Origin of the sequence: Actinoplanes sp. NPDC049118 (genome assembly GCF_040648555.1) — a bacterium.
GTDB lineage: Bacteria > Actinomycetota > Actinomycetes > Mycobacteriales > Micromonosporaceae > Actinoplanes.
Genome location: NZ_JBEZDY010000008.1, coordinates 74,101 through 93,310, shown reverse-complemented (window position 1 = coordinate 93,310; position 19,210 = coordinate 74,101). Strand labels below are relative to the sequence as shown.

The 19,210-nt window shown below is 70.7% G+C and carries 18 protein-coding genes; 7 read left to right on the top strand and 11 right to left on the bottom strand.

The window, feature by feature from the left end:
* Window positions 1-2: 2 nt before the first annotated feature.
* Window positions 3-1,565: a GGDEF domain-containing protein gene (locus tag AB0B58_RS14200; RefSeq protein WP_360222968.1), complete on the bottom strand. Its 1,563-nt coding sequence runs from the start codon at window positions 1,563-1,565 to the stop codon at window positions 3-5.
* Between the two features lie 123 nt (window positions 1,566-1,688).
* On the opposite strand from AB0B58_RS14200, the gene AB0B58_RS14195 reads away from it, so the two are divergent.
* Window positions 1,689-2,612, top strand: a complete 924-nt coding sequence (locus tag AB0B58_RS14195; RefSeq protein ID WP_360222965.1) for a DUF1996 domain-containing protein — start codon at window positions 1,689-1,691, stop codon at window positions 2,610-2,612.
* 18 nt (window positions 2,613-2,630) lie between these two features.
* On the opposite strand, the gene AB0B58_RS14190 is transcribed toward AB0B58_RS14195, so the two are convergent.
* Complete coding sequence (locus AB0B58_RS14190; RefSeq protein ID WP_360222962.1) at window positions 2,631-3,374, bottom strand: hypothetical protein; 744 nt, start codon at window positions 3,372-3,374, stop codon at window positions 2,631-2,633.
* Between the two features lie 200 nt (window positions 3,375-3,574).
* On the opposite strand from AB0B58_RS14190, the gene AB0B58_RS14185 reads away from it, so the two are divergent.
* Window positions 3,575-4,126 carry a sigma-70 family RNA polymerase sigma factor gene (locus AB0B58_RS14185; protein WP_360222959.1) on the top strand — a complete coding sequence of 184 codons (552 nt, stop codon included), beginning with the start codon at window positions 3,575-3,577 and terminating at the stop codon, window positions 4,124-4,126.
* Window positions 4,123-4,824 (top strand): zf-HC2 domain-containing protein, encoded by a 702-nt coding sequence (locus tag AB0B58_RS14180; protein ID WP_360222956.1) that lies wholly within the window; start codon window positions 4,123-4,125, stop codon window positions 4,822-4,824. Before AB0B58_RS14185 ends, AB0B58_RS14180 begins: the two co-directional genes overlap by 4 nt.
* 37 nt (window positions 4,825-4,861) lie before the next feature.
* On the opposite strand, the gene AB0B58_RS14175 is transcribed toward AB0B58_RS14180, so the two are convergent.
* Window positions 4,862-5,593 carry a TetR/AcrR family transcriptional regulator gene (locus AB0B58_RS14175; RefSeq protein ID WP_360222953.1) on the bottom strand — a complete coding sequence of 244 codons (732 nt, stop codon included), beginning with the start codon at window positions 5,591-5,593 and terminating at the stop codon, window positions 4,862-4,864.
* 85 nt (window positions 5,594-5,678) lie between these two features.
* On the opposite strand from AB0B58_RS14175, the gene AB0B58_RS14170 reads away from it, so the two are divergent.
* Complete coding sequence (locus AB0B58_RS14170) at window positions 5,679-7,334, top strand: MFS transporter (RefSeq protein ID WP_360222950.1); 1,656 nt, start codon at window positions 5,679-5,681, stop codon at window positions 7,332-7,334.
* A gap of 66 nt (window positions 7,335-7,400) precedes the next feature.
* Here AB0B58_RS14170 and AB0B58_RS14165 read toward each other — a convergent pair whose 3' ends face one another.
* From AB0B58_RS14165 to AB0B58_RS14155, 3 genes are all read right to left on the bottom strand, one after another.
* Complete coding sequence (locus AB0B58_RS14165; RefSeq protein ID WP_360222947.1) at window positions 7,401-7,826, bottom strand: rhodanese-like domain-containing protein; 426 nt, start codon at window positions 7,824-7,826, stop codon at window positions 7,401-7,403.
* Complete coding sequence (locus tag AB0B58_RS14160) at window positions 7,823-8,296, bottom strand: cysteine dioxygenase family protein (RefSeq protein ID WP_360222944.1); 474 nt, start codon at window positions 8,294-8,296, stop codon at window positions 7,823-7,825. Before AB0B58_RS14160 ends, AB0B58_RS14165 begins: the two co-directional genes overlap by 4 nt.
* Window positions 8,297-8,604: 308 nt before the next feature.
* Complete coding sequence (locus AB0B58_RS14155) at window positions 8,605-9,597, bottom strand: magnesium transporter CorA family protein (RefSeq protein ID WP_360222941.1); 993 nt, start codon at window positions 9,595-9,597, stop codon at window positions 8,605-8,607.
* A 279-nt stretch (window positions 9,598-9,876) separates the two neighbouring features.
* On the opposite strand from AB0B58_RS14155, the gene AB0B58_RS14150 reads away from it, so the two are divergent.
* The 3 genes from AB0B58_RS14150 (at window position 9,877) to AB0B58_RS14140 (ending at window position 12,344) form a co-directional block, all read left to right on the top strand.
* Window positions 9,877-11,001 (top strand): neprosin family prolyl endopeptidase, encoded by a 1,125-nt coding sequence (locus AB0B58_RS14150; protein ID WP_360222938.1) that lies wholly within the window; start codon window positions 9,877-9,879, stop codon window positions 10,999-11,001.
* Window positions 11,002-11,124: 123 nt separating this feature from the next.
* On the top strand, window positions 11,125-11,646 hold the full coding sequence (locus tag AB0B58_RS14145; RefSeq protein ID WP_360222935.1) for a sigma-70 family RNA polymerase sigma factor: 522 nt from the start codon (window positions 11,125-11,127) through the stop codon (window positions 11,644-11,646).
* The gene (locus AB0B58_RS14140) at window positions 11,643-12,344 is read left to right on the top strand and encodes a zf-HC2 domain-containing protein (protein ID WP_360222932.1); all 702 of its coding nucleotides are present in this window, start codon (window positions 11,643-11,645) and stop codon (window positions 12,342-12,344) included. Before AB0B58_RS14145 ends, AB0B58_RS14140 begins: the two co-directional genes overlap by 4 nt.
* Window positions 12,345-12,347: 3 nt before the next feature.
* Here AB0B58_RS14140 and AB0B58_RS14135 read toward each other — a convergent pair whose 3' ends face one another.
* The 5 genes from AB0B58_RS14135 to AB0B58_RS14115 all read right to left on the bottom strand — a co-directional run bounded on the left by AB0B58_RS14135 (window position 12,348) and on the right by AB0B58_RS14115 (window position 19,132).
* On the bottom strand, window positions 12,348-12,755 hold the full coding sequence (locus tag AB0B58_RS14135; RefSeq protein WP_360222929.1) for a DCC1-like thiol-disulfide oxidoreductase family protein: 408 nt from the start codon (window positions 12,753-12,755) through the stop codon (window positions 12,348-12,350).
* A gap of 12 nt (window positions 12,756-12,767) precedes the next feature.
* Window positions 12,768-13,784 (bottom strand): ABC transporter permease, encoded by a 1,017-nt coding sequence (locus AB0B58_RS14130; RefSeq protein WP_360222926.1) that lies wholly within the window; start codon window positions 13,782-13,784, stop codon window positions 12,768-12,770.
* The gene (locus tag AB0B58_RS14125) at window positions 13,781-14,752 is read right to left on the bottom strand and encodes an ABC transporter permease (RefSeq protein ID WP_360222923.1); all 972 of its coding nucleotides are present in this window, start codon (window positions 14,750-14,752) and stop codon (window positions 13,781-13,783) included. Before AB0B58_RS14125 ends, AB0B58_RS14130 begins: the two co-directional genes overlap by 4 nt.
* Window positions 14,745-16,277 (bottom strand): sugar ABC transporter ATP-binding protein, encoded by a 1,533-nt coding sequence (locus AB0B58_RS14120; RefSeq protein ID WP_360222920.1) that lies wholly within the window; start codon window positions 16,275-16,277, stop codon window positions 14,745-14,747. Before AB0B58_RS14120 ends, AB0B58_RS14125 begins: the two co-directional genes overlap by 8 nt.
* Window positions 16,278-16,411: 134 nt before the next feature.
* On the bottom strand, window positions 16,412-19,132 hold the full coding sequence (locus AB0B58_RS14115) for an AbfB domain-containing protein (RefSeq protein WP_360222917.1): 2,721 nt from the start codon (window positions 19,130-19,132) through the stop codon (window positions 16,412-16,414).
* Between the last annotated feature and the right edge of the window lie 78 nt (window positions 19,133-19,210).

Below are 19,210 nucleotides of genomic sequence, written 5' to 3'. Positions count from 1 at the left end.
AGCTAGGCCGCGGTGGTGTTGCGGCCGCTCCACTTGGCCGCGTAGAGGCGGCCGTCGGCCGCCCGGAACAGGGCGTCGCCCGTCATGCCGGGTGACCAGGCGGCGACGCCGACGCTCACCGTCAGCCGGGCCTCCGGCAGGACCTTCGCCACCGCCACCGCGGAACGGATGCGCTCGGCCACCTCGCGCCCGGCCGTGCGGTCGCCGCGCAGGAAGATCACGAACTCGTCGCCCGCGTAGCGGACCGCCTCGTCGCCCGCGCGGCAGTGCGCCCGCAGGATCGTCGCCACCTCGCGCAGGGCGCGGTCGCCCGCGCTGTGCGAGTACGCGTCGTTCACCGCCTTGAAGTGGTCCAGGTCGATGAGGAGCAGGGTCAGCGGCCCGCGGTCCACCCGGCCGTCCACCTCGGCGATCAGCAGGTCGAACCTGCGCCGGTTACCCAGGCCGGTCAGCGGATCCAGCATGACCTCCCGTTCGGCCCGGGCGTGTGCCGCCTCGATCTCCTCGCGCTGGCCCGCCTGGCGCAGCATCGCCAGTCGCTGGAGTCTCAGCCGCCACAGCTCGCGCACCTGACCCTCGACCGTCTCGAACAGATCCCGGCTGGGCTGCCCGTCGTCGAGTTCGAGCGCCGTCAAGGCGAGTTCGAAACGGATGATCGGCCGTTCGTCCGGGCGGCAGCCGTACTCGCTCAGGTCGCGGGCGGCGATGAACTCGCGGCGCGACTCGTGCAGCAGCCCGTGCGCGCGCAGGCTGATGCCCAGCGCCAGGTGCGCCATCCGGGCGTACTGGTAGGTCTCGCCGGTGCGCAGCGGCATGACCGCCTCCCGGGCCAGCCGCTCCGCCTCCGCCGTGTCGCCCAGCTTGGCCAGCGCGAGGGCGTGCGCCGCCATGATGTGGGTGTCCGGCCGGTGCTCCAGCCGGCGGCGGGTGATCTCCGCGCTGCGACGCAGCCGGCTGCGTGCCTCCTCGGTCCGGCCGACGTGCGCCAGGCGGAGCCCCCAGTAGAGCAGCGTCACCGCGTGGACCAGGTCGAACGACGACGCCGGGCGGTTCGGTGCGTCGTCCTTGCACAGCTGGTCGTAGGCCGCGGCGGCGGTCTCGTACATCTCCGCGACGGTTGCCGCCTCGGCGTACGAGCACATCGCCGAGCGGTGCCGGTCGCCGCCGGCCGGACCCGAGCTCAGCAGGACCCCGGCCCGGGCGAGGTTGCGCATGCAGTCGACGTAGTGCCCGCGCAGCAGGTGCAGCTGGGCCAGGTCGCAGAGGGTCTTGGCCTCGTTCAGCAGGGATCCCGCGGCGTGCAGGAGTTCCTCGCCGAGGAGCGTGGCCTCGCCGATCCGGCCCATCGCGAGCAGGGCGTACATCTTTCCCTGGGTGAGGAAGCGGGCCGTCTTCGCGTCGCCGACGACCCGGGCGATGACCAGGTACGCGTCGGCCGCCGCGATCGCCTGCTGGGCCTGGCCGTGCTCGGTCATCCGGTGTACCCGCTGGGCCAGCAGGTGCAGCGGGCCGTACGCGGTGACCGGCACCGGCAGCCGGCCGTGCGGTGAGATCCAGTCCGCCATCACCCAAGTATCAGCCGTTCACTGCCCAAGTAAATGTGCACGACCGATCGGCCTGGCTACGCCGGCCGGCATCTGTCCAGTTTGCTACACACAGGGCGACGCATCGCGTGCGTATGGTTACTTATGGCGTACGCCGGTTCGGGTCGGCGCAGGGCCGCCACCTGGGCCCTCGCGGTCGAGGTCCTGCTCGCGGGCGTCGCCATCGGTACCGGAGTCGTGCGCCACGATTCGCTGGGCCCCGACTACGTCGACATCGAGGACGTCGCCGCCCGCCCGCCCGACGTCGGAGCCGGCTCGTTCACCTGGGACTGCGGGCGCAACGAGATCGGGCATCGCAACGCCGCCAACGTCGTCGTGACGCCGGACCGGCCCGGGCCCGCGCATCACCTGCACGACTACATCGGGAACCTGTCCGTCGATGTCGGATCGACCGTACGCACGCTGGCCGGAGGCGGCACCACCTGCGGTAACGGCGACGAGTCCACTTACTACTGGCCGGTGCTGCGCATCGTCGGCCCCGATGACGGCCCGCACGGCGGCGCGGTGCAGGTGCCCGTCTCGCTCACCCTCACGTACCACGGCAACGCGCGCGGCCCGGTGGTCGAGATGCCGTGGCTGCTGCGGGGGGCCGCCGGCGACGCGTACGCCGTCACGAACGGCGGGGCCCGGGCCGTGCCGGTCTGGAGTTGTTCGGGTAGTCCGGACCGGTGGGCGACGCGTTACGTGATCTGCCCAGGCTCCGAGCGGGTGCTGCGGGTCTTCGACTTCCCCAGCTGCTGGGACGGCCGCCGGGCCGACAGCGGCGACCACCGCCAGCACCTGGTCTTCCCGGCGCCGGGCGGTGGCTGCCCGATCTCGACCTTCGCGGTGCCCCGGCTGCGGATCGTCGCCGCGTACGCCATCGCGAAGGGCACCCGGTACCGGATCGACTCGTTCGAAGGGCAGCGGCACAGTCCGCTCACCGATCACGCGTTCTTCGTCAATCTGATGCCGAGTGCCCTGATGCGCGAGATCGTGCGCTGCCTGAACGCCGGGCTGCGATGCTAGCCGTGCTGGCCGGCTCGCTCAGTACCCGTCGCCGGTCGGGGCGTCGTTGCCGCCCGTGCCCCCGGCGGACTCGGGCAGGGCGCCGGTCTTGCCGCCCTTCGGGTTGATCGCGAACCAGGTGCCCTTGACGCCCTGGCCCAGGATGTCGCCGGCCTTCGCGTCCTTCGCGAAGTAGTAGACCGGCCAGCCGTTGATCGTGACCTGGCAGTGGCCGTCGGCGCGCTCGACGTACCCGATGATCTTGGGGTCGATGCCCTTGGGATAGATCTTGCCGGGCGACTTGATCAGGAGCGGCGGCCAGGCCTTGGCGCAGTCGCCGTTGCAGGTCGCCTTCGGCGGCTTCGCGGAGTCCTCGTCGAAGCGGTACAGCGTGCGGCCGGCGCCGTCGGTGACGTAGGTGCCGATCACCTTGTTCTCGGCCGTCTCCAGCTCGACGGTCTTGCTGCCCTTGCGGACGTCGCTGGGCGGAGTGATCTTCTTGTCCGATTCGCCGCTGAAGATCTTCACCCACTTCTGGGTCTTCGCGACCGTCGGCTCGGGGATCGGCTGCGCCGGCGGGTCGGGCGTCTCCTCGGCCGCGAGCTGCTCGGTGTCGACCGCCGGCGCGGGCGGGGCGGTCGGGTCGGCCGTGGGATCGGCGGGCGCGTCATCCTCGGCGGCCACGTAGCTCACCGCGGTCGATACGCCGGTGCCCGTACACGCGGTGAGGCCAAGAGCGCTGGTCAGTGCCACTGCGGCTATGGCGATACGGCTGCGCTTCATGATTCCCCCTGAAAGTGAGCAAGTACGCCACCCACACGTGGACCGCTCCGATCCGGTTCACCCGTAAATTTGTCTGAACCGTTTATGACGCAGCCACGTGTGACTGGAGTCAGACCGACGAAACGGGGGTCGAGGGTGGCCGGGCCAGCGCTCCGTCCGGCCAGCCTCGGCATGAAATCCGCCGTCACCGGGGGGAAGAGATGCCGGGGTTGAGACTCCAACGTCGCCGGGAGGTGGCCGATGAAGCACTGGTCAGGTCCTTGTTCCAGGAACACGGGGCGGCGATGCTCGCATATGCGACGCAGCTGACCCGGGACCGGGCCGCAGCCGAGGACGTGGTCCAGGAGGCGCTCGTGCGTGCCTGGCGACATCCCGACAGCCTGGTGAACGGCAAGGGTTCGGTACGCGGCTGGCTGCTCACGGTGGTCCGCAACATCGTCACCGACCAGGTCCGCGCCCGGAAGGCCCGGGCGACCGAGGTCCGGGAGAGCCCGATCGAGGCCGCGGTGGAGGGCGACCACGCCGAGCAGGTGGTCAACTCCATGGTGGTCGTGGACGCGCTCAGCCGGCTCTCTGCCGAGCACCGCGAGGTCCTGGAGCAGGTCTACCTGCTCGGCAGCACGGTCGCGGAAGCGGCCAAGACGCTGGGCATCCCGCCCGGGACGGTCAAGTCGCGTTCCTTCTACGCCCTTCGGGCACTACGCGAGCTCCGGTCGCTGAATGTAGCCGGAACGGAACGGTCTGCCTCATGAAGACTAATCACGAGGACCTCGCCGGCTACCTGACGAAGTCACTGGACGCGGAGCAGCTGCGGGAGTTCGAGGAGCACCTCGCCGGCTGCGCCGAGTGCCGGGCCGAGGCGGAATCCCTGCAGGAGTGGACGATGGCACTCGAGGCCGTGCCCGAGGCGATGCTGCTTGACGGGCCGCCCGAGGGCGGTGACCTGCTGTTGCAGCGCACGCTGCGGCAGATCCGTGGCGAGTCCGCCGGGAGGCGGCATCGGCGGACCGCGCTGGTAGGCGCGGCCGCGGCCGTCGTGGTCGCCGCCGCGATCGCCTCGGGTGTCGTGGTCGGCCGGACGACCGCGGGCCCGGGGACACCGGAGGCGCTGCCGACGCGCACGGTGGTGCCGACGACCATTCCCGGCACGAAGACCGCGACCGCCCTCGACCCGGACACCGGGGCGCGGATCACCGTTGCGGTGGCGCCGGCGCCCGGCTGGGTGCGGATCAAGGCCGCGGTCGTCGGCATCCCGGCCGGCGAGCGGTGCCGGCTCGAGGTCGTCGCCGCGGACGGCAAGTCGGTCCTGGCGGGCAGCTGGGTGGTCTCCGAGAAGGGCGCGGACGAGGGCACCACCCTTGACGGCAGCGCGCTCGTGCCGCCGGACCAGGTCGCGTCGGTCCGGGTCGTCACCGAGACCGGCAAGCAGTACACCAGCGTCGACGTCTGAGCCCGGGGCCGGTCCGCCAGGACCGGCCCCGGGTGCGTCACGAACCTTCGCCGTCCGTCACGTACCGGGCCAGGCCGTCGACCAGCATGTCCAGGCCGAACTCGAAGCGTTCGTCGCCCGAGCCCGACGTCAGGGTCTTGGCGTGGGCGCGGATGTTCGGGAAGCGGTCCGCCGGCAGGTCGCCGTAGAAGTCGGCGAGCTGGGTGACGAAGCCCTCGAAGTACTCCCGGGTGTCCTGGCCCTCCCGCAGGTTCTGCATGTGCAGCGAGTTCTCGTAGGCGTCGGCGACGATGTACAGGAACAGCCGGTCCAGTGACCAGGCCGCCACCTGCGGCGGCACCCCGCCGGCCAGCATGATCGTCAGCATCCCCTCGGACAGCCGCAGCGCGTTCGGGCCGCTCGGCACGGTGGCGAGCGCGGCCCGGGCGATGTTGTTGTACCTCGTCATCACCGCGTGGCTGTGTCGGGCCATCTCCTTGATCTGCTCCCGCCAGCGGACCGGCTCCGGCTCGGGCACCTCGACCTCGGCGCAGATCCGGTCGAACATCAGCTGAAGCAGCTCGTCCTTGTTGGCCACGTGCGCGTAGAGGCTGGACGCGCCGGTGTCGAAGACGGCGGCGATCCGGCGCATGCTCACCGCCTCGATGCCCTCGACCATGACTATCCGCAGGCCCGCGTCGACGATCTGGTCCTGGGTCAGCGGGGCCTTGGCGGCGCGGGGGCGCTTGGCGACGGCGCGGCGCCAGGGGGGAAGTGGGATTTCGCTCATCGGCGTACAGCGTACTTGACGCGAACGGTGTTCGTCGGTAGAACGGTGTTCGTTACATCAGAACACCGTTCCGGGGGAGGAACTGATGCAAGCCGTGCTGGAGAAGGCGTCCGAGACGCCGTACCGATGGCGGTGGGTCGCGCTCTTCGTGATCCTCGCCGTCGAGGTCATGGACCTGCTCGACTCGCTGGTGACCACGATCGCCGGTCCGGTGATCCGCGCGGAGCTGGGCGGCTCGCTGAGCCTGATCCAGTGGCTCGGCGCGGTCTACACGCTGTCCATGGCGATCGGCCTGCTCACCGGCGGGCGGCTCGGCGACATCTACGGCCGGCGCCGGATGTTCATCATCGGCGCCGTCGGCTTCACCCTCGCCTCGCTGCTCTGCGCCCTGGCCTGGGCGCCGGGGGTGCTGATCGGCGCCCGCGCGGTGCAGGGCCTGTTCGGCGCGCTGATGCTGCCGCAGGGCCTCGGCATGATCAAGCAGATGTTCTCGCCGTCGGAGCAGGCCAAGGCGTTCGGCGCCTTCGGGCCGGTCATGGGCCTCGGCGCGGTCGGCGGCCCGATCCTGGCCGGCTGGCTGGTCGACGCGGACTACTTCGGCACCGGCTGGCGCATGATCTTCCTCATCAACCTGCCGCTCGGCATCTTCGCCGTGGTCGGCGCCGTCCGGTTCCTGCCCGAGTTCCGCAGCGAGCGCACGCCCCGGCTCGACCTCGTCGGGGTGGCGCTGGCGGCGGTCGGCGCGTTTCTGCTGCTCTATCCGCTCGTGCAGGGCCGCGAGCTGGACTGGCCGGCCTGGGTCCTCGTCATGCTGGCGCTGGGCGTGATGGTCTTCGGCATCTTCGGGGTGTACGAGTCACGTCGCGAGCGCCGCGGCCTCGACCCGCTGGTGACGCCCAGCCTGTTCCGAAAGCGGGCCTTCACCGGCGGTCTGCTGCTCGGCCTGTTCTTCTTCGCCGCGCTGATCGGCACCGGCCTGGTCTTCACGCTCTACCTGCAGGTCGGCCTCGGCTACTCGCCGCTCAAGGCGGGCCTGACCACGCTGCCGCAGGCGATCGGCACGGTGGCCGGCTTCGTCGCGGCCGGCGCCGGGCTCAGCGAGCGTCTCGGCCGCAAGCTGCTGCTGATCGGCACGGTCATCATGGGCCTCGGCACGATCGGCGTCGCCGTGACCGTGCAGGTGGCGGGCGCGGACATCACGCCGTGGCACCTGATTCCGGCGCTCGTGCCCCTGGGCGTGGGCATGGGCCTGGCGATGGCACCGTTCTTCAACATCGTCCTCGCCGGCGTGGACGACGAGGAGACCGGCTCGGCGTCCGGCGCGCTCACCTCGGTGCAGCAGCTCGGCGGCGCGTTCGGCATCGCCGTGCTGGGCACGATCTTCTTCGGGATGCTGCCCGGCGCGGTCGGCGATCACGTGGACCCGGCGGGTCTGCGCCCGGCCCTGACCGCGGCGGCCGTGCCGGCGGAGGCACAGCCGGCGGTGGTCGCCGGAATCCGAACCTGCCTCGAGGACCGCGCGGCGCAGGACGACCCGTCCGCACAGCCGGAGTCGTGCCGGACGGCCGAGGAGAGCGGTGCCTCGCCCGCCGTCGGCGCGTACGCGCTCCAGGCCGTGCACGCCGGCTTCCGGGACGCCACCGTCGGCGCCCTGAACGTCGCCCTGCTGATGCTGGTGGCCGCGTTCGGGCTCGCGTTCCTGCTGCCGCGGCAGGCGCGCCCGGACGCCGAGGGCCACTGACGGACAGCGTCGTGGTGGCGGCGCTTGATGGTGTTCGCCATCAAGCGCCGCCGCCACGACGCGGGCTCAGACGGTCGGGAGGCCCGCCGCCTGCCAGGCCTTGAAGCCGCCCTCGAGATCCGTGGCCCGCAGCAGCCCGAGATCCTGCAGCGCCGCCGCGGCCAGGCTGCTCGTGTAGCCCTCCTGGCAGGTCACGATCACCTCGAGGTCGTAGCGGGTGAACGACAGCCGCGCGTCGCTGCGCGGGTCCAGGCGCCACTCGAGGACGTTGCGCTCGATGACGATCGCGCCGGGGATCTCGCCGTGCTCGGCGCGCTGGGCCGCCGGGCGGATGTCCACCAGCACCGCGCCGCGGCCGACGGCCCGGTACGTCTCGTGCGGGCCCAGCCGCACGATCCGGGCGCGGGCGCCGGCCAGCAGCTCGTCGATGCCCCGCGAACCGTGCGGCGGGGCGGCGAAGACCGGTGCGGTGCGCAGCAGCGGGGTGTTCACCACTGTGCCCCCGCCCGCTCGACGGCGACGACGTCCAGGCCGGCGTCGCCGATCCGGTAGCGGGTCATGGTGCTCAGCGCGGGCCCGTACGCGTGGATGCTGATCGCCGGGCGGTTCGAGCGGTTGGTGATCCGGTGGATGTGCCGGGTGCCGAAGCGGCGGCCGGCACCCTCACCCAGTTCCCGGGAGGTGATCCGCGGCAGCCCGCCGGGGCCGGTGTCGACCGTGTCCTCGGTCAGGGCGCCGGAGTAGACGTGGAACGCCCCGGCCGAGCCGCCGTGGTCGTGCAGGTCGGTGCCCTGCCCGGGCAGCCAGGTCAGCAGCCACACCTCGTGGTCGGGCTCCTGCGCCAGCCGGTGGTACCAGCGCTCGAACGCGTTGAAGCGGGGCGCGACCGGCCAGGCATCCGGGTCGGCGGCGTATCGGGTGGCGGTGGCGAGATGGTCGAGGCGGATGTCGACGGCGGTCACTGCTGCTCCTCGCTTTGTATATATAGCCTATCAGTTCTATAGGTTTACCCCCACAGTACGGCCGGTGCCGGACGACGCGCGGGGAGAACCGGGAAACCGGCGATCAAGGCCGGCGGAAGTACCCGAAGGGGGCGCGGAAAGCGCAGATCAGCGCGGACAGCGCGCGCTGGCGCAGCGCGCCAGGTCGATCACCCGGCGGGCCGTGAGGAGGAGACCCTGCCGCTGCATGATCCCATCGTCGCCGCGAGCCGGGGGCAAATCAAACCTGTACCAGAATGCGGGAATGAAGATCGTAGGGCCGGCGCGGCTCACCACCAACCGCGGCGCTTGGCCCAGGTGAGCAGCAAAGTGGACATGATCGCCATAACCGTCAGCACCGCCAGCAACTGGGGTACCCGCGTGTGATCATTGACGATGATGTTCATGCCGTATACGGACGAGAGCGCCGTGATCGGTAGCGTCACGACCGCGATCACCGCGAGGCGTTCCGCGGCAATGGTCATTTTTGTCTCCGCTCGCGCGCGATAGAACTCGATCACGCCTTGCAGATATTCGCGCTCGCCGTCGGCCAGGGCGCGGATTCGCGTCAATTGATCGGCGACGTCGGTCACCAGTGGAAGATCATTTTCCGACACCCGTTTTCCCAGTGTCGCGATTCGGCCGTAGACCTCGGCGCCGAGGGCGCCCATCGTGCGGACGGCGAGCAGCCCGTGCCGCGCCTGGAACAGTTCCTCCAGGAATTCCTCCGGGTTGCCCATGTGGCCGCCGGTCACCCGCTGCTCCAATTGCCAGACCTCGCGGGTCACGTCCTCGATGAGCACCTCAAGGGTGTGCACCAGCGCCGTGGTGATCGAATATGACAACTCGTACGGCGTGCCCGGGCGCAGCCGTCCGGCCTCGATGCGGCGCCGCACCGCCGCGGTCTCGCGGAGCGCGACCCCGGGGTCGACCGAGGGATTGAGTGGTCCGTGCACGGTCACGACGTATTTATCGCCGATGATCTGATCGAGCTCGATGTAGTGGACATGGCCGGAAGGTCCGCGTTCCGGTCCGTGCAGTATCAGCAGTTGCTGATGCGGGTAGACGCGGACGCGTGGGACCCGGTTGCGTTGCAGGCAATCGCGTACGGCGAGCGGATGGCAGTCGAGAACGTCGGTGAGGAGCATGATCGCTTCCTGGCTGCACTCGGGAATGTCCACCCAGATCAGCGCCGCGTCGCGTGCGAGTAAAGCCTCGACTGCGGACACAGGGTGCGTTTCGACGCCCTTGTCCGTCAGCAGCAGAACCTCGATGCCGCCCATGTGAGTCACGCTAGACCCGAAAGAGCCTCACAGTGGTTAGCCTCTTTCAGAACAGTGAGCGAAAATATTCCCCACAGCTACGGCGCGAACACGCACCGTCGACCACTTTGGTCAATGAACCACCGGATCGGCCCACGGACTCAGCCGTTCAGGCGGAAAGGCCGCTCGACCCGCGCGGACGGTATTCAGAACGTTATATGGTCCGTCTGCCGCTGAGAGCCGGTGTTGGGGCTTCCCCCGCCCACCGCCGCAGAGCCCCCGATGAACGAGGACGGACACGTGTCGAACTCAAGCCGCGGTTTGCTCGCCGCCGGCCTAGCCGCAGCCGTAGTCGGTGCCACGGGGGCCGTCTGGACCCTGAACGCGAGCGCCGCAGAGACACCCGAGGCGGAGATCCCGGCCTCGACAACGGCTGTGGCCGCCGAGGACCCGGCTCTCGTACCACCGGCTCCAGTACCGCCGGCGCTCCTGCCCTGGGGCGAGCGCCCCCACAAACTCAAGCTTGGCAAGCCCGGCGCGAGCAGCGCCGCCCTCGCGGCCGCCGGTGCGGACGCCGCGGCCGCGGACACGAGCGGCTCGCGGGTGCCGGTGCCCGGGTTCGCGCCGAAGGGCCGCACCGGCAAGAGGGTGCTCAAGTCGATGAGGACGACGCTCGTGCCGCCGGCCCCGCCGGGCTCGGCCAAGGCTGCCGAGGACAGGGTAGTCAAATTCCACTACGCCGACGGTCGTCAGGTTGCGGAGGCCGACGGCAGCTGGGCGAACCTGCCCGTCCACAGGCCGAAGCTGGCCGGCGACGACTACCACACGCTCGTGGAGTTGGCGGTGCAGTCCGCCGACGAAAAGCAGAAAGTCGAGGTGGGCTGGCACATCGACCGCTCGGTCAACGGGGACGATGACCCGCACCTCTTCGTCTTCTACTGGAAAGACGACAAGCCCACCTGCTACAACGCCTGCGGCTTCACGCCGTACGAGAAGGCGTCGATCGCGCCGGGCGCCACGCTGCCGTTCATCGAGCCCCTGCCCGGCGAGCCGCCGGTCGGCGTGCCGAAGCGCTTCGGCATCCAGCACTCCGGCGGGGCCTGGTGGGTCGCGTACGACTCGGAGTGGATCGGCTTCTTCCCCGACCGCAACTGGGACGGCAAGTACACCAAGGCCGGCCTCATCCAGTGGTTCGGCGAGGTAGCGTCCCCCCGCTCGAGGCCCTGCTCCCAGATGGGCAACGGACTGCCGGCCAACGACATATACGCCGCCCGCGTCGGCAGCATCAGCCTCACCAACGGGCCGGACGTCAAAGTCACGTTCCCGCAGCGCCCCAACCCTGACTACACCAAGGAGCTCGTGCCTCCGAGTGAACGGACGTTCCGCTACGGCGGCCCGGGATCGAAAGCAGCGGACTGCTCCTGATCGCCTACCTCACGAAGACGCCCGATCCCCGTCGTGGGATCGGGCGTCTTTTGCGGCGGCCTGATCGAACCAGCCGCCCGCCACCGGGGTACAACGAGGCGGTGGGCAGGGAGGGGACAGCGGATGAGCCGACGGGGAAGTCCCGACGAGGAGCAGATGACCGCGCTCTACACCGAGCACTACGCGGTGCTGCTCAGCTTCATCGCCCGCTACGTGCGGGACCGGCACAAGGCCGAGGACCTCGTGCAGGAGACGCTGCTGCGCGCGTGGCGGCACATCGACCACCTCGAGCCCGATCCCGTACGCACCCGCTCCTACCTGCTGACCATCGCCCGCAACGTGGTCACCAACGCGTGGCGGGCCGAGCAGCGCCGGCCGCACCTGGTGGCGGACGAGGCCGCCGTCGAGTCGGTGCCGTCCGCCGACAACGTCGATCAGCTCGTCGAGGGCTGGCTGGTCGCCGAGGCGCTGGAGCGGCTCTCCGAGGATCACCGGGCCGTGGTGCAGGCGATGTACTACGAGGGGCAGACCGTGGCCGACGCGGCGCGCAGACTCTCGGTGCCCGAGGGCACGGTCAAGTCGCGCGCCTACTACGCGGTGCGGGCGCTGCGGCAGGCGTTCGAGGAGATGGGGGTGCTGCGATGAGCACCGACCACGACGAGTCGCGCCGGCTGCTCGGCGGCTACCTGCTCGGAGGGCTGGACGCCGCCGACACCGATCGCCTGGACGCACACCTGCTGCGCTGTGATGAGTGCCGGGACACGTTGGACCGGCTCGCGCCCGTACCGGAGCTGCTGCGGTCGCTGGAGAACGCGGCGCCGATCGCCGTGGCGGCCGGCACCCGGCCCAGCCCCGCGCGGATCGAGAGCCTGCTTGTCAAGCTGCGCGCCGAACGGTCGCGGGGGCGCCGCCGCGTCCTCGGCCGCCGGCTGATGGCCGCCGCGGCCGTCGTGCTGGTCGTGGCCGGCGCGGTCGGCTTCATCGTCACCTGGAACCCGGAGCGCACGCCCGCCCCAACGCCGACGGCGGCGCCGAGCCAGCCGCTGCTCACCGCCGACTTCGAGCCGGCGGCCGGCAGCGGGCTGACCGGCCGGGCCGTGCTGACCGGCAAGACCTGGGGCGTCTCCATCGACCTGAGCGTGTCGAAGCTGCCGGGACGCGGCCCGTTCGTCTGCCGGGTCAGCGACGCCGACGGCCTGGTCGAGCAGGCCGCGGTCTGGGGGCCGACGCCGAGCGGGAACGCGCGCGTGACCGGCGCGAGCTCGATTCAGCTGCGCAACGTCCACGCCGTCGCGGTGGCGGACCGGGACGGCCACCTGCTGGGGACCGCGCGGGTGAACTGAGGGTCAGCGCCGGCCGGTGGGGCCGTAGAGCCGCTCGCGCTGAGCCTGCGGGAGCGAGCAGGCCGCGGTCCCGCCCGGCAGCAGGTGGCGGTGCCCCGACACCCAGCGGTACGCCGGCCACGCCAGCAGGCCGACCGGCCGCAGCTGCAGGGCCCGGCCCGGCACCTCCCACAGCCGTCCCGCGTCGCGGAGCAGCAGCGCGATCGCGTCCGGTCCAGAGGCGACCGAGCCGTCGGTGCCGACCCACTGCACCGCCTCCTCGACCTGCTCCAGGCTCAGGCCGAGGCGGTCGAGGTCGGCGAACTGCCACGGCACGACGGTCGCGCGCGACGGGACGCGGCGCTCGATGAATCGCGCGCACGTCGTGCAGAACGCGCAGTCACCGTCGTACACGAATGTCGCCTTTTCCATGCGCCCATCCTGTCAGGTCACGCGCCGCAGCTTCACCAGGTAGGTCTGTGCCACGACCACGACGGCGAGGAAGGCACCGCTGATCACCTGCTGGTAGCTGCTCGGCACGTTGCCGACCTGATTGATCATGTTCTGGATCACGCCGAGCAGCAGGACGCCCGCGATCGTGCCGGCGATCGTGCCGGCACCACCGGTCAGCAGCGTGCCGCCGATGACGACCGCCGCGATCGCGTCGAGCTCCATGCCCGTGCCGAGCACCGTGACGCCGGAGCCGAGCTTCGCCGCGTTGATCGCGCCCGCCAGGCCCGCCAGCAGGCCGGACATCACGTAGACCCAGACCTTGGTGCGGCGCACCGCGATGCCCATCAGGCTGGCCGCGTCCTCGCTGCCGCCGACCGCGTAGACGGCGTGGCCGAACCGGGTACGCGACAGCAGCACCATGCCGAGGGCGAAGACGGCCGCGACCAGCCAGACCGGATAGCCGATGCCGAGGAACGAGCCGGTGCCGAAAGCGCGGAACGCGTCGTCCTCGACCAGGTAGGTCGTCGAGCCCTCGTCGCTGATCGCCCGCATCAGGCCGCGGGCGCCGAGCAGCGCGGCCAGCGTCACGATGAACGGCGCCATCCGCGTGTACGCGATCAGGGCTCCGTTGAGGACCCCGATGAGCCCGCACACCGCGAGCGGCGCGAGGAATGCGGGAAGCAGCCCCCACTGCGACGCGTACGCGGAGACGACCCCGCCGAGCACGTAGAGCGAGCCGACCGACAGGTCGATGCCGCCGGTGATGATCACGAAGGTCATGCCCAGCGCGATCAGCGCGGGCGGCGCCGCCGCGATCAGAATGGTGGCCGCGTTGTCGAAGCTGCGAAAGTTCGGGAACGCCACCGACGCGATGACGACGACCACGACGAGCACCGCGAGCGCGCCCTGGCGCTGGATCAGGCCGACGATCCGGTCGGTGCGTTCCGCCCGGCGCTCGTCGGCGGCGACGGTGGCGGCGACCTCGTGATCCGAGACGGTCTGGGTCACCGGGTCTTCCTCTCTCGGGCGACGTAGACGGCGACGAGGATGATGACGGCCTGCACCATCTCGGTCGTCGACGGCTGCAGGTTGTGTTTGATCATCGTGGCGACGACGAGCTGCATGAGCAGCGCGCCCGCGACCGTGCCGAGCACGCGGACCCGGCCCCCGGTCAGCGGCGTGCCGCCGACCACGACCGCGGTGATCGCGGAGAGCTCGATGAGCAGGCCGACCGCGGAGGCGTCGCTGGACTGGATGCGGGCGACGGCGAGCAGGCCCGCGATCGAGGCGAGCACCGAACAGATCACGTAGACGGTGATCAGCACCCGCTTCACCGGTACCCCGGCCAGCTCGGTCGCCGGCCGGTTGCCGCCGATCGCCAGCAGCCGCCGGCCGAAGACGGTGCGCCGGACCACGAACCCGACGATCAGCACCAGCAGGGCGGCGATCCAGACCAGCACCGGAATGCCGAGGAGGTCGCCCGAGCCGAGGTAGATCAGGTCCTCGTTGCGGACGTCCTTGAGCTGGCCGCCGGAGATGACCAGCGCGAGGCCGCGGCCGCCGACGAAGAGCGCGAGGGTCGCGACGATGGGTTGCAGCCCGACCCGGGCGACCAGGGTTCCGTTGATCAGGCCGACCAGCACGCCCGCGATGAGCGAGACGATGACCGCCGCGATGACGCCGTAGCCGAGGTAGAGCGGGATCAGCGCGGCGGCCAGCGCCATGACCGCGCCGACCGAGAGGTCGATGCCCTCGGTGCCGATCACCAGGGCCATGCCGAGCGCCACGATCACGATCGGCGCCACCTGGATCAACTGGATCCGCAGGTTGCTCCAGGCCAGGAAGTTCGGCGTGAACAGCACGTTGAAGAGGACCAGGAGCGCGATCGCCACGTAGACGCCGTACGCCGGCAGCCAGGCCTTGACACGTGCCAGGTCGATGGCCGGCCGGGTGGCCGTCGCCGTCGCCTCACTCATTGTTCTCCTCCAGCTCCGCCGCCGCGGCGATCGTCTCGAGCAGGGCCTCGGTGGTCACCTGATCGCCGGACAGCTCGCCGACGACGGCGCCGTCGCGCAGCACCACCACCCGGTCGGCGCCCTCGACCAGCTCCTCCGCGTCGGAGGAGACCAGCACGACGCCGAGCCCCTCGGCCGCCAGCTCGTCGATGAGCGACTGCACCTCGGCCTTGGCGCCGACGTCGATGCCGCGGGTCGGCTCGTCGAGCAGCAGCACCTTGGGCCGGGTGGCGAGCAGGCGGGCGAGCAGCACCTTCTGCTGGTTGCCGCCGGAGAGGTCGCCGACGCGCTGGTCCGGGCTGGACGCCTTGATCCGCAACCGGGTCATGTAGGTGCGCACGACGTCGTCGATCCGGCGATCGGAGACCAGGCCGAACCGCGACAGCCGGGGCAGGATGGCGAGCGCGATGTTCTCGCGCACCGACAGGCCGGCGACGAGCCCCTCGGCCTTGCGGTCCTCGGGCTGCACCGCGATGCCGGCCTTGACCGCCTGCACTGTGGTGGGCCGCTTGAGGTCCCGGCCGTCGACCTCGACGGTGCCGCCGTCGATCGGGTAGGCGCCGCCGATCGCCTTGATGGTCTCGCTGCGGCCGGCGCCGAGCAGGCCGCCGAGGCCGACGACCTCGCCGGGGCGCACGGAGAAGCTGATGTCGTGGAGCCTGCGCCGGCTGTTCAGGTCGGTGACCTCGAGTACGGGCGAGGCGTCCGGCGCGGTGGCGTGCCCGCCCGCGAAGCCGGTGAAGCCCTCCCGGCGTACCGCGGACATGTCGCGGCCCAGCATGAGCGAGACCAGCTTGATGCGTTCCAGGTCGGCGAGGCGGCCGGTGTGCACGATCTTGCCGTCGCGCAGGATCGTGACGGCGTCGCAGATCTGGTAGAGCTCGTCGAGCCGGTGGCTGACGTAGACGATGCCGATGCCCTGCGCGTGCAGGTCGCGGATGACGCCGAAGAGCGTCGCCACCTCGCGCGGCTCCAGCGAGGAGGTGGGCTCGTCCATGATGACGACCTTCGCGTCGATCATCACGGCCCGGGCCAGCGCGACCATCTGCTGTGCGCCGAGCGCGAGCGTGCCGAGCTGGCGCCGGACGTCGGTGGTGACGCCGTACCGCAGGAGGATCTCGCTCGCCTCGCGGTGCATCCGGCCCTCGTCGAGCAGGCCCAGCGCGTTGCGGGGCTCGCGGCCGAGGAAGAGGTTGTGCGCCACGCTCATCAGCGGGATGAGGTTGACCTCCTGGTAGATCGTGGAGATCCCGGCCCGCTGCGCGTCCATCGGCGTGTCGAACCGGGCGGGCTCGTCGCGGTAGCGCAGCTCGCCGGCGTCCGGCTGGTAGACGCCGGTCAGGACCTTGATCAATGTGGACTTGCCGGCGCCGTTCTCACCGACCAGGGCGTGCACCTCGCCCGCCTGGAGAGTGAAGGTGACGTCGTCCAGGGCGCGGACGCCCGGGAACACTTTGGAGACATCGACGACCTCTAGCAGCGCCATGAACGCATTCACTCACTTCTCAACATAATCCGTCAAGACTTCGCACATAGAGGGGGCCGGGCGACTCGTGGCCGCCCGGCCACGAGTCGCCCGGCCCGGCGGCTCGTGGCCGCCCGGCCCCTCGTTCTCCCGCGTCAGCCCAGGGGCGCCGCGTTGTTCCAGGTCGCATCGGCGTTGAAGCTGCCCGGGTTGTCCCAGGTGTTTCCGCCGCCGTTGGTGGCGATGTAGACGGCCTCCGCGTAGTGCCGCCAGTAGTAGCCGGGGTAGTTGATGGATTCGAGCGACACGTTGCCGCTGCCGCCGTTCAGCGCCGGCTGCGCGCAGAAGGTGGCGTCCTGCTGGAACGTCGTGGTGCCGTCGTTCGTGGCGATCTGCAGGCGGTAGCCGGCGTGCCGCAGGAAGCGGCCCGGGAAGTTGACCGACTCGAACGTGTAGCAGGTGCCGTCGGCCAGTCCGGTCCGCACGGTGAAGGTGGCGTCCTGCCGGTCGGCGAGGGCGCCGGCCGAGGTGATCACGTCGGTCCGGGCCAGCGAGTCGCGGTGCCGCAGGTAGCGGGTGTCGTAGCCGGCCGTGGTGACCCGGAACGACCGCTTCTGCCCGACGGCCAGGTCGGTGCCGCTGCGCCACAACGGGTTGACGACATTCCAGGTCGCGTCGTCATTGAACGACCCGCCGGTGTTCTGGTCCATCCAGACCTCGGAGTTGCGGTGGCGCAGGTAGTAACCGGCCATGTTGGATGACTCCAGCGAGGTGCCGCCGCCGGACAGGCCCGGCCGTGCGCAGAACGTGGCGTCGGCGTTGAACGTGCCGCCGTTGTTCGCCTCCCGGTACACCCGGTACGCCCGGTGCCGCAGGTACTGGCCCGGGAAGTTGCGGGACTCGAACGAGTAGCAGGCGCCGTTGGACAGGCCGGGCCGCACCCAGTAGGTCGCGTCCTGCTTGTCGCCGGTCGGGCTCGACGCGTTGATCACCGAGGTGGCCGCCGCGCCGCCCGCGTGCCGCAGGTAGCGGTCGGTGTAGCCCGGGGTGGTGACCCGCAGCGAGGCCAGCTTGCCGGTCGGCAGCGTGGTGCCGGTCGCCGCGCCGAGCACCCGCAGGTTGACGGCCCGGACTCCTGCGAAGTTCATCTTCTGGATCTGCCGGTCGTAGGTGTAGAAGCCGTTCAGCTCCTCCTCGACGTCCGTCGGCTCGGTGTAGACGGAACCGGAGAGCCCGTTCGCCGCGATCAGGTCGACCAGCTTGCTGGTGATCTGCACGTAGCGGTTGGTCAGCGCGTTGCTGTCCGGCAGCCACTCGTACGCGAACTTGCCGCTGGTCGGCCACTCGTGCCCGGGGACGCGCAGGCCGAGGCCGCCGTACTCGCCGTTGACCGCGATCCGGGTCGCCGTCGGTGCGCGGGTGATGCCCGGGCCGACGTACATGTGGTCGTCGATCACGTCGCCGTTGCCCGGGTCCGGGTCGGAGTCGCAGCAGTTCGAGCCCGAGTTGTGGTTGACCAGCCGGGTGGCGTCCCAGCTCTTCACCAGGTCCGCGATGCGGCCGGCGTCGTACTCGCCCCAGCCCTCGTTGAACGGCACCCACTGGACGATCGACGTGATGCCCTTGTGCTCGTCGATCATCTCCTTGAGCTCCTTCTCGAACCGGGTGCGCCCGGCCGTCGAGGGCTCCCGGCCGCTGGCCAGCGCCGGCATGTCCTGCCAGACCATCAGGCCGAGACGGTCCGCCCAGTAGAACCAGCGGTCGCTCTCCACCTTGATGTGCTTGCGGACCATGTTGAAGCCGAGCGCCTTCTGCTGCTCCAGGTCGAAACGCAGGGCGGTGTCGGTCGGCGCCGTGTAGATCCCGTCGGGCCAGTAGCCCTGGTCGAGGGTGCCGAGCTGGAAGACGAACTTGCCGTTCAGCGTCGGGCGCAGCGTGCCGCCGAGCATGGCCTTGCCGAGCGAGCGCATGCCGAAGTAGCCGCCGACCGTGTCGCCGCCGCCGGTGCCGGTCAGGCTCACGCGCAGGTCGTAGAGGAACGGGTCGTCCGGCGTCCAGAGGTGTGCGTTCGGCACCGGCACGCGGATGGACGAGCCGACGCTGCCCGAGGCGGTGCCGACCACCGCGCCGCCGGAGAGGACCTGGGCGGTGACGCCCTGGCCGCTGATGCCGGCGCCCTGCACGACCAGGTCGAGCGCGCCGGCCGCGACGTTCGGGGTGGTGTCGAGCCGGGTGATCCGGGCGGGGTTGGTCGGCTCGAGCCAGACCGTCTGCCAGATGCCGGACGACGTGGTGTACCAGATGCCGCCGCGGTTGGTGCGCTGCTTGCCGACCGGGATGTCCTGGCCGTTGGACGGGTCCCAGACGCCGACGATGACCTCGTTGGCGCCGGCGCGCAGCGCGCCGGTCACGTCGTAGGAGAACTTGTCGTAGCCGCCCTCGTGCGTGCCGAGCAGGGTGCCGTTGACCCAGACCTTCGACTGCCAGTCGACGGCGCCGAAGTTGAGCTGCACGTTGCGGCCGCTCCAGCCGGCCGGAACCGTGAACGTCCTGCGGTAGTACATGTAGTCCTCGTGCCGCATGATCCCGGAGAGAGCGCTCTCGATGGGGTACGGAACAAGCACCTCTTCGCCCAGCGTCTGGTTCACCGGCGGGGTGTTGATGTTGGACGCGCCGGCGAACTGCCAGATCCCGTTGAGGCTCTGCCAGTCGGGGCGGGTGAGCTGGGGCCGGGGGTACTCGGGGAGCGGATTGGTCGTGGAGACCTGGTTGCTCCACGGGGTGGCCAGCGGGGGAGTCTTCGGTACGAAGGCCGCCGCGGGGGCGGCGGTGACGATCAGGGTGCCGGCTGACGCGGTGAGGGCCGCTGCGGTCACGGCGAGGAAGCGTCGCAAAGACCTGGGTTGATGTTCAGTCACGTGCTCTCTCCTTCGAGGGAGTGTGCTGCTCGGGGA

Coding starts and splice junctions, on each gene's coding strand:
- AB0B58_RS14120 (WP_360222920.1), bottom strand. CDS start 16,277: ATGGCGCTGCTAGAGGTCGTCGATGTCTCCAAAGTGTTCCCGGGCGTC.
- AB0B58_RS14185 (WP_360222959.1), top strand. CDS start 3,575: ATGCCGGGGTTGAGACTCCAACGTCGCCGGGAGGTGGCCGATGAAGCA.
- AB0B58_RS14155 (WP_360222941.1), bottom strand. CDS start 9,597: ATGGGCGGCATCGAGGTTCTGCTGCTGACGGACAAGGGCGTCGAAACG.
- AB0B58_RS14170 (WP_360222950.1), top strand. CDS start 5,679: ATGCAAGCCGTGCTGGAGAAGGCGTCCGAGACGCCGTACCGATGGCGG.
- AB0B58_RS14140 (WP_360222932.1), top strand. CDS start 11,643: ATGAGCACCGACCACGACGAGTCGCGCCGGCTGCTCGGCGGCTACCTG.
- AB0B58_RS14145 (WP_360222935.1), top strand. CDS start 11,125: ATGAGCCGACGGGGAAGTCCCGACGAGGAGCAGATGACCGCGCTCTAC.
- AB0B58_RS14125 (WP_360222923.1), bottom strand. CDS start 14,752: ATGAGTGAGGCGACGGCGACGGCCACCCGGCCGGCCATCGACCTGGCA.
- AB0B58_RS14200 (WP_360222968.1), bottom strand. CDS start 1,565: ATGGCGGACTGGATCTCACCGCACGGCCGGCTGCCGGTGCCGGTCACC.
- AB0B58_RS14195 (WP_360222965.1), top strand. CDS start 1,689: ATGGCGTACGCCGGTTCGGGTCGGCGCAGGGCCGCCACCTGGGCCCTC.
- AB0B58_RS14180 (WP_360222956.1), top strand. CDS start 4,123: ATGAAGACTAATCACGAGGACCTCGCCGGCTACCTGACGAAGTCACTG.
- AB0B58_RS14175 (WP_360222953.1), bottom strand. CDS start 5,593: ATGAGCGAAATCCCACTTCCCCCCTGGCGCCGCGCCGTCGCCAAGCGC.
- AB0B58_RS14190 (WP_360222962.1), bottom strand. CDS start 3,374: ATGAAGCGCAGCCGTATCGCCATAGCCGCAGTGGCACTGACCAGCGCT.
- AB0B58_RS14135 (WP_360222929.1), bottom strand. CDS start 12,755: ATGGAAAAGGCGACATTCGTGTACGACGGTGACTGCGCGTTCTGCACG.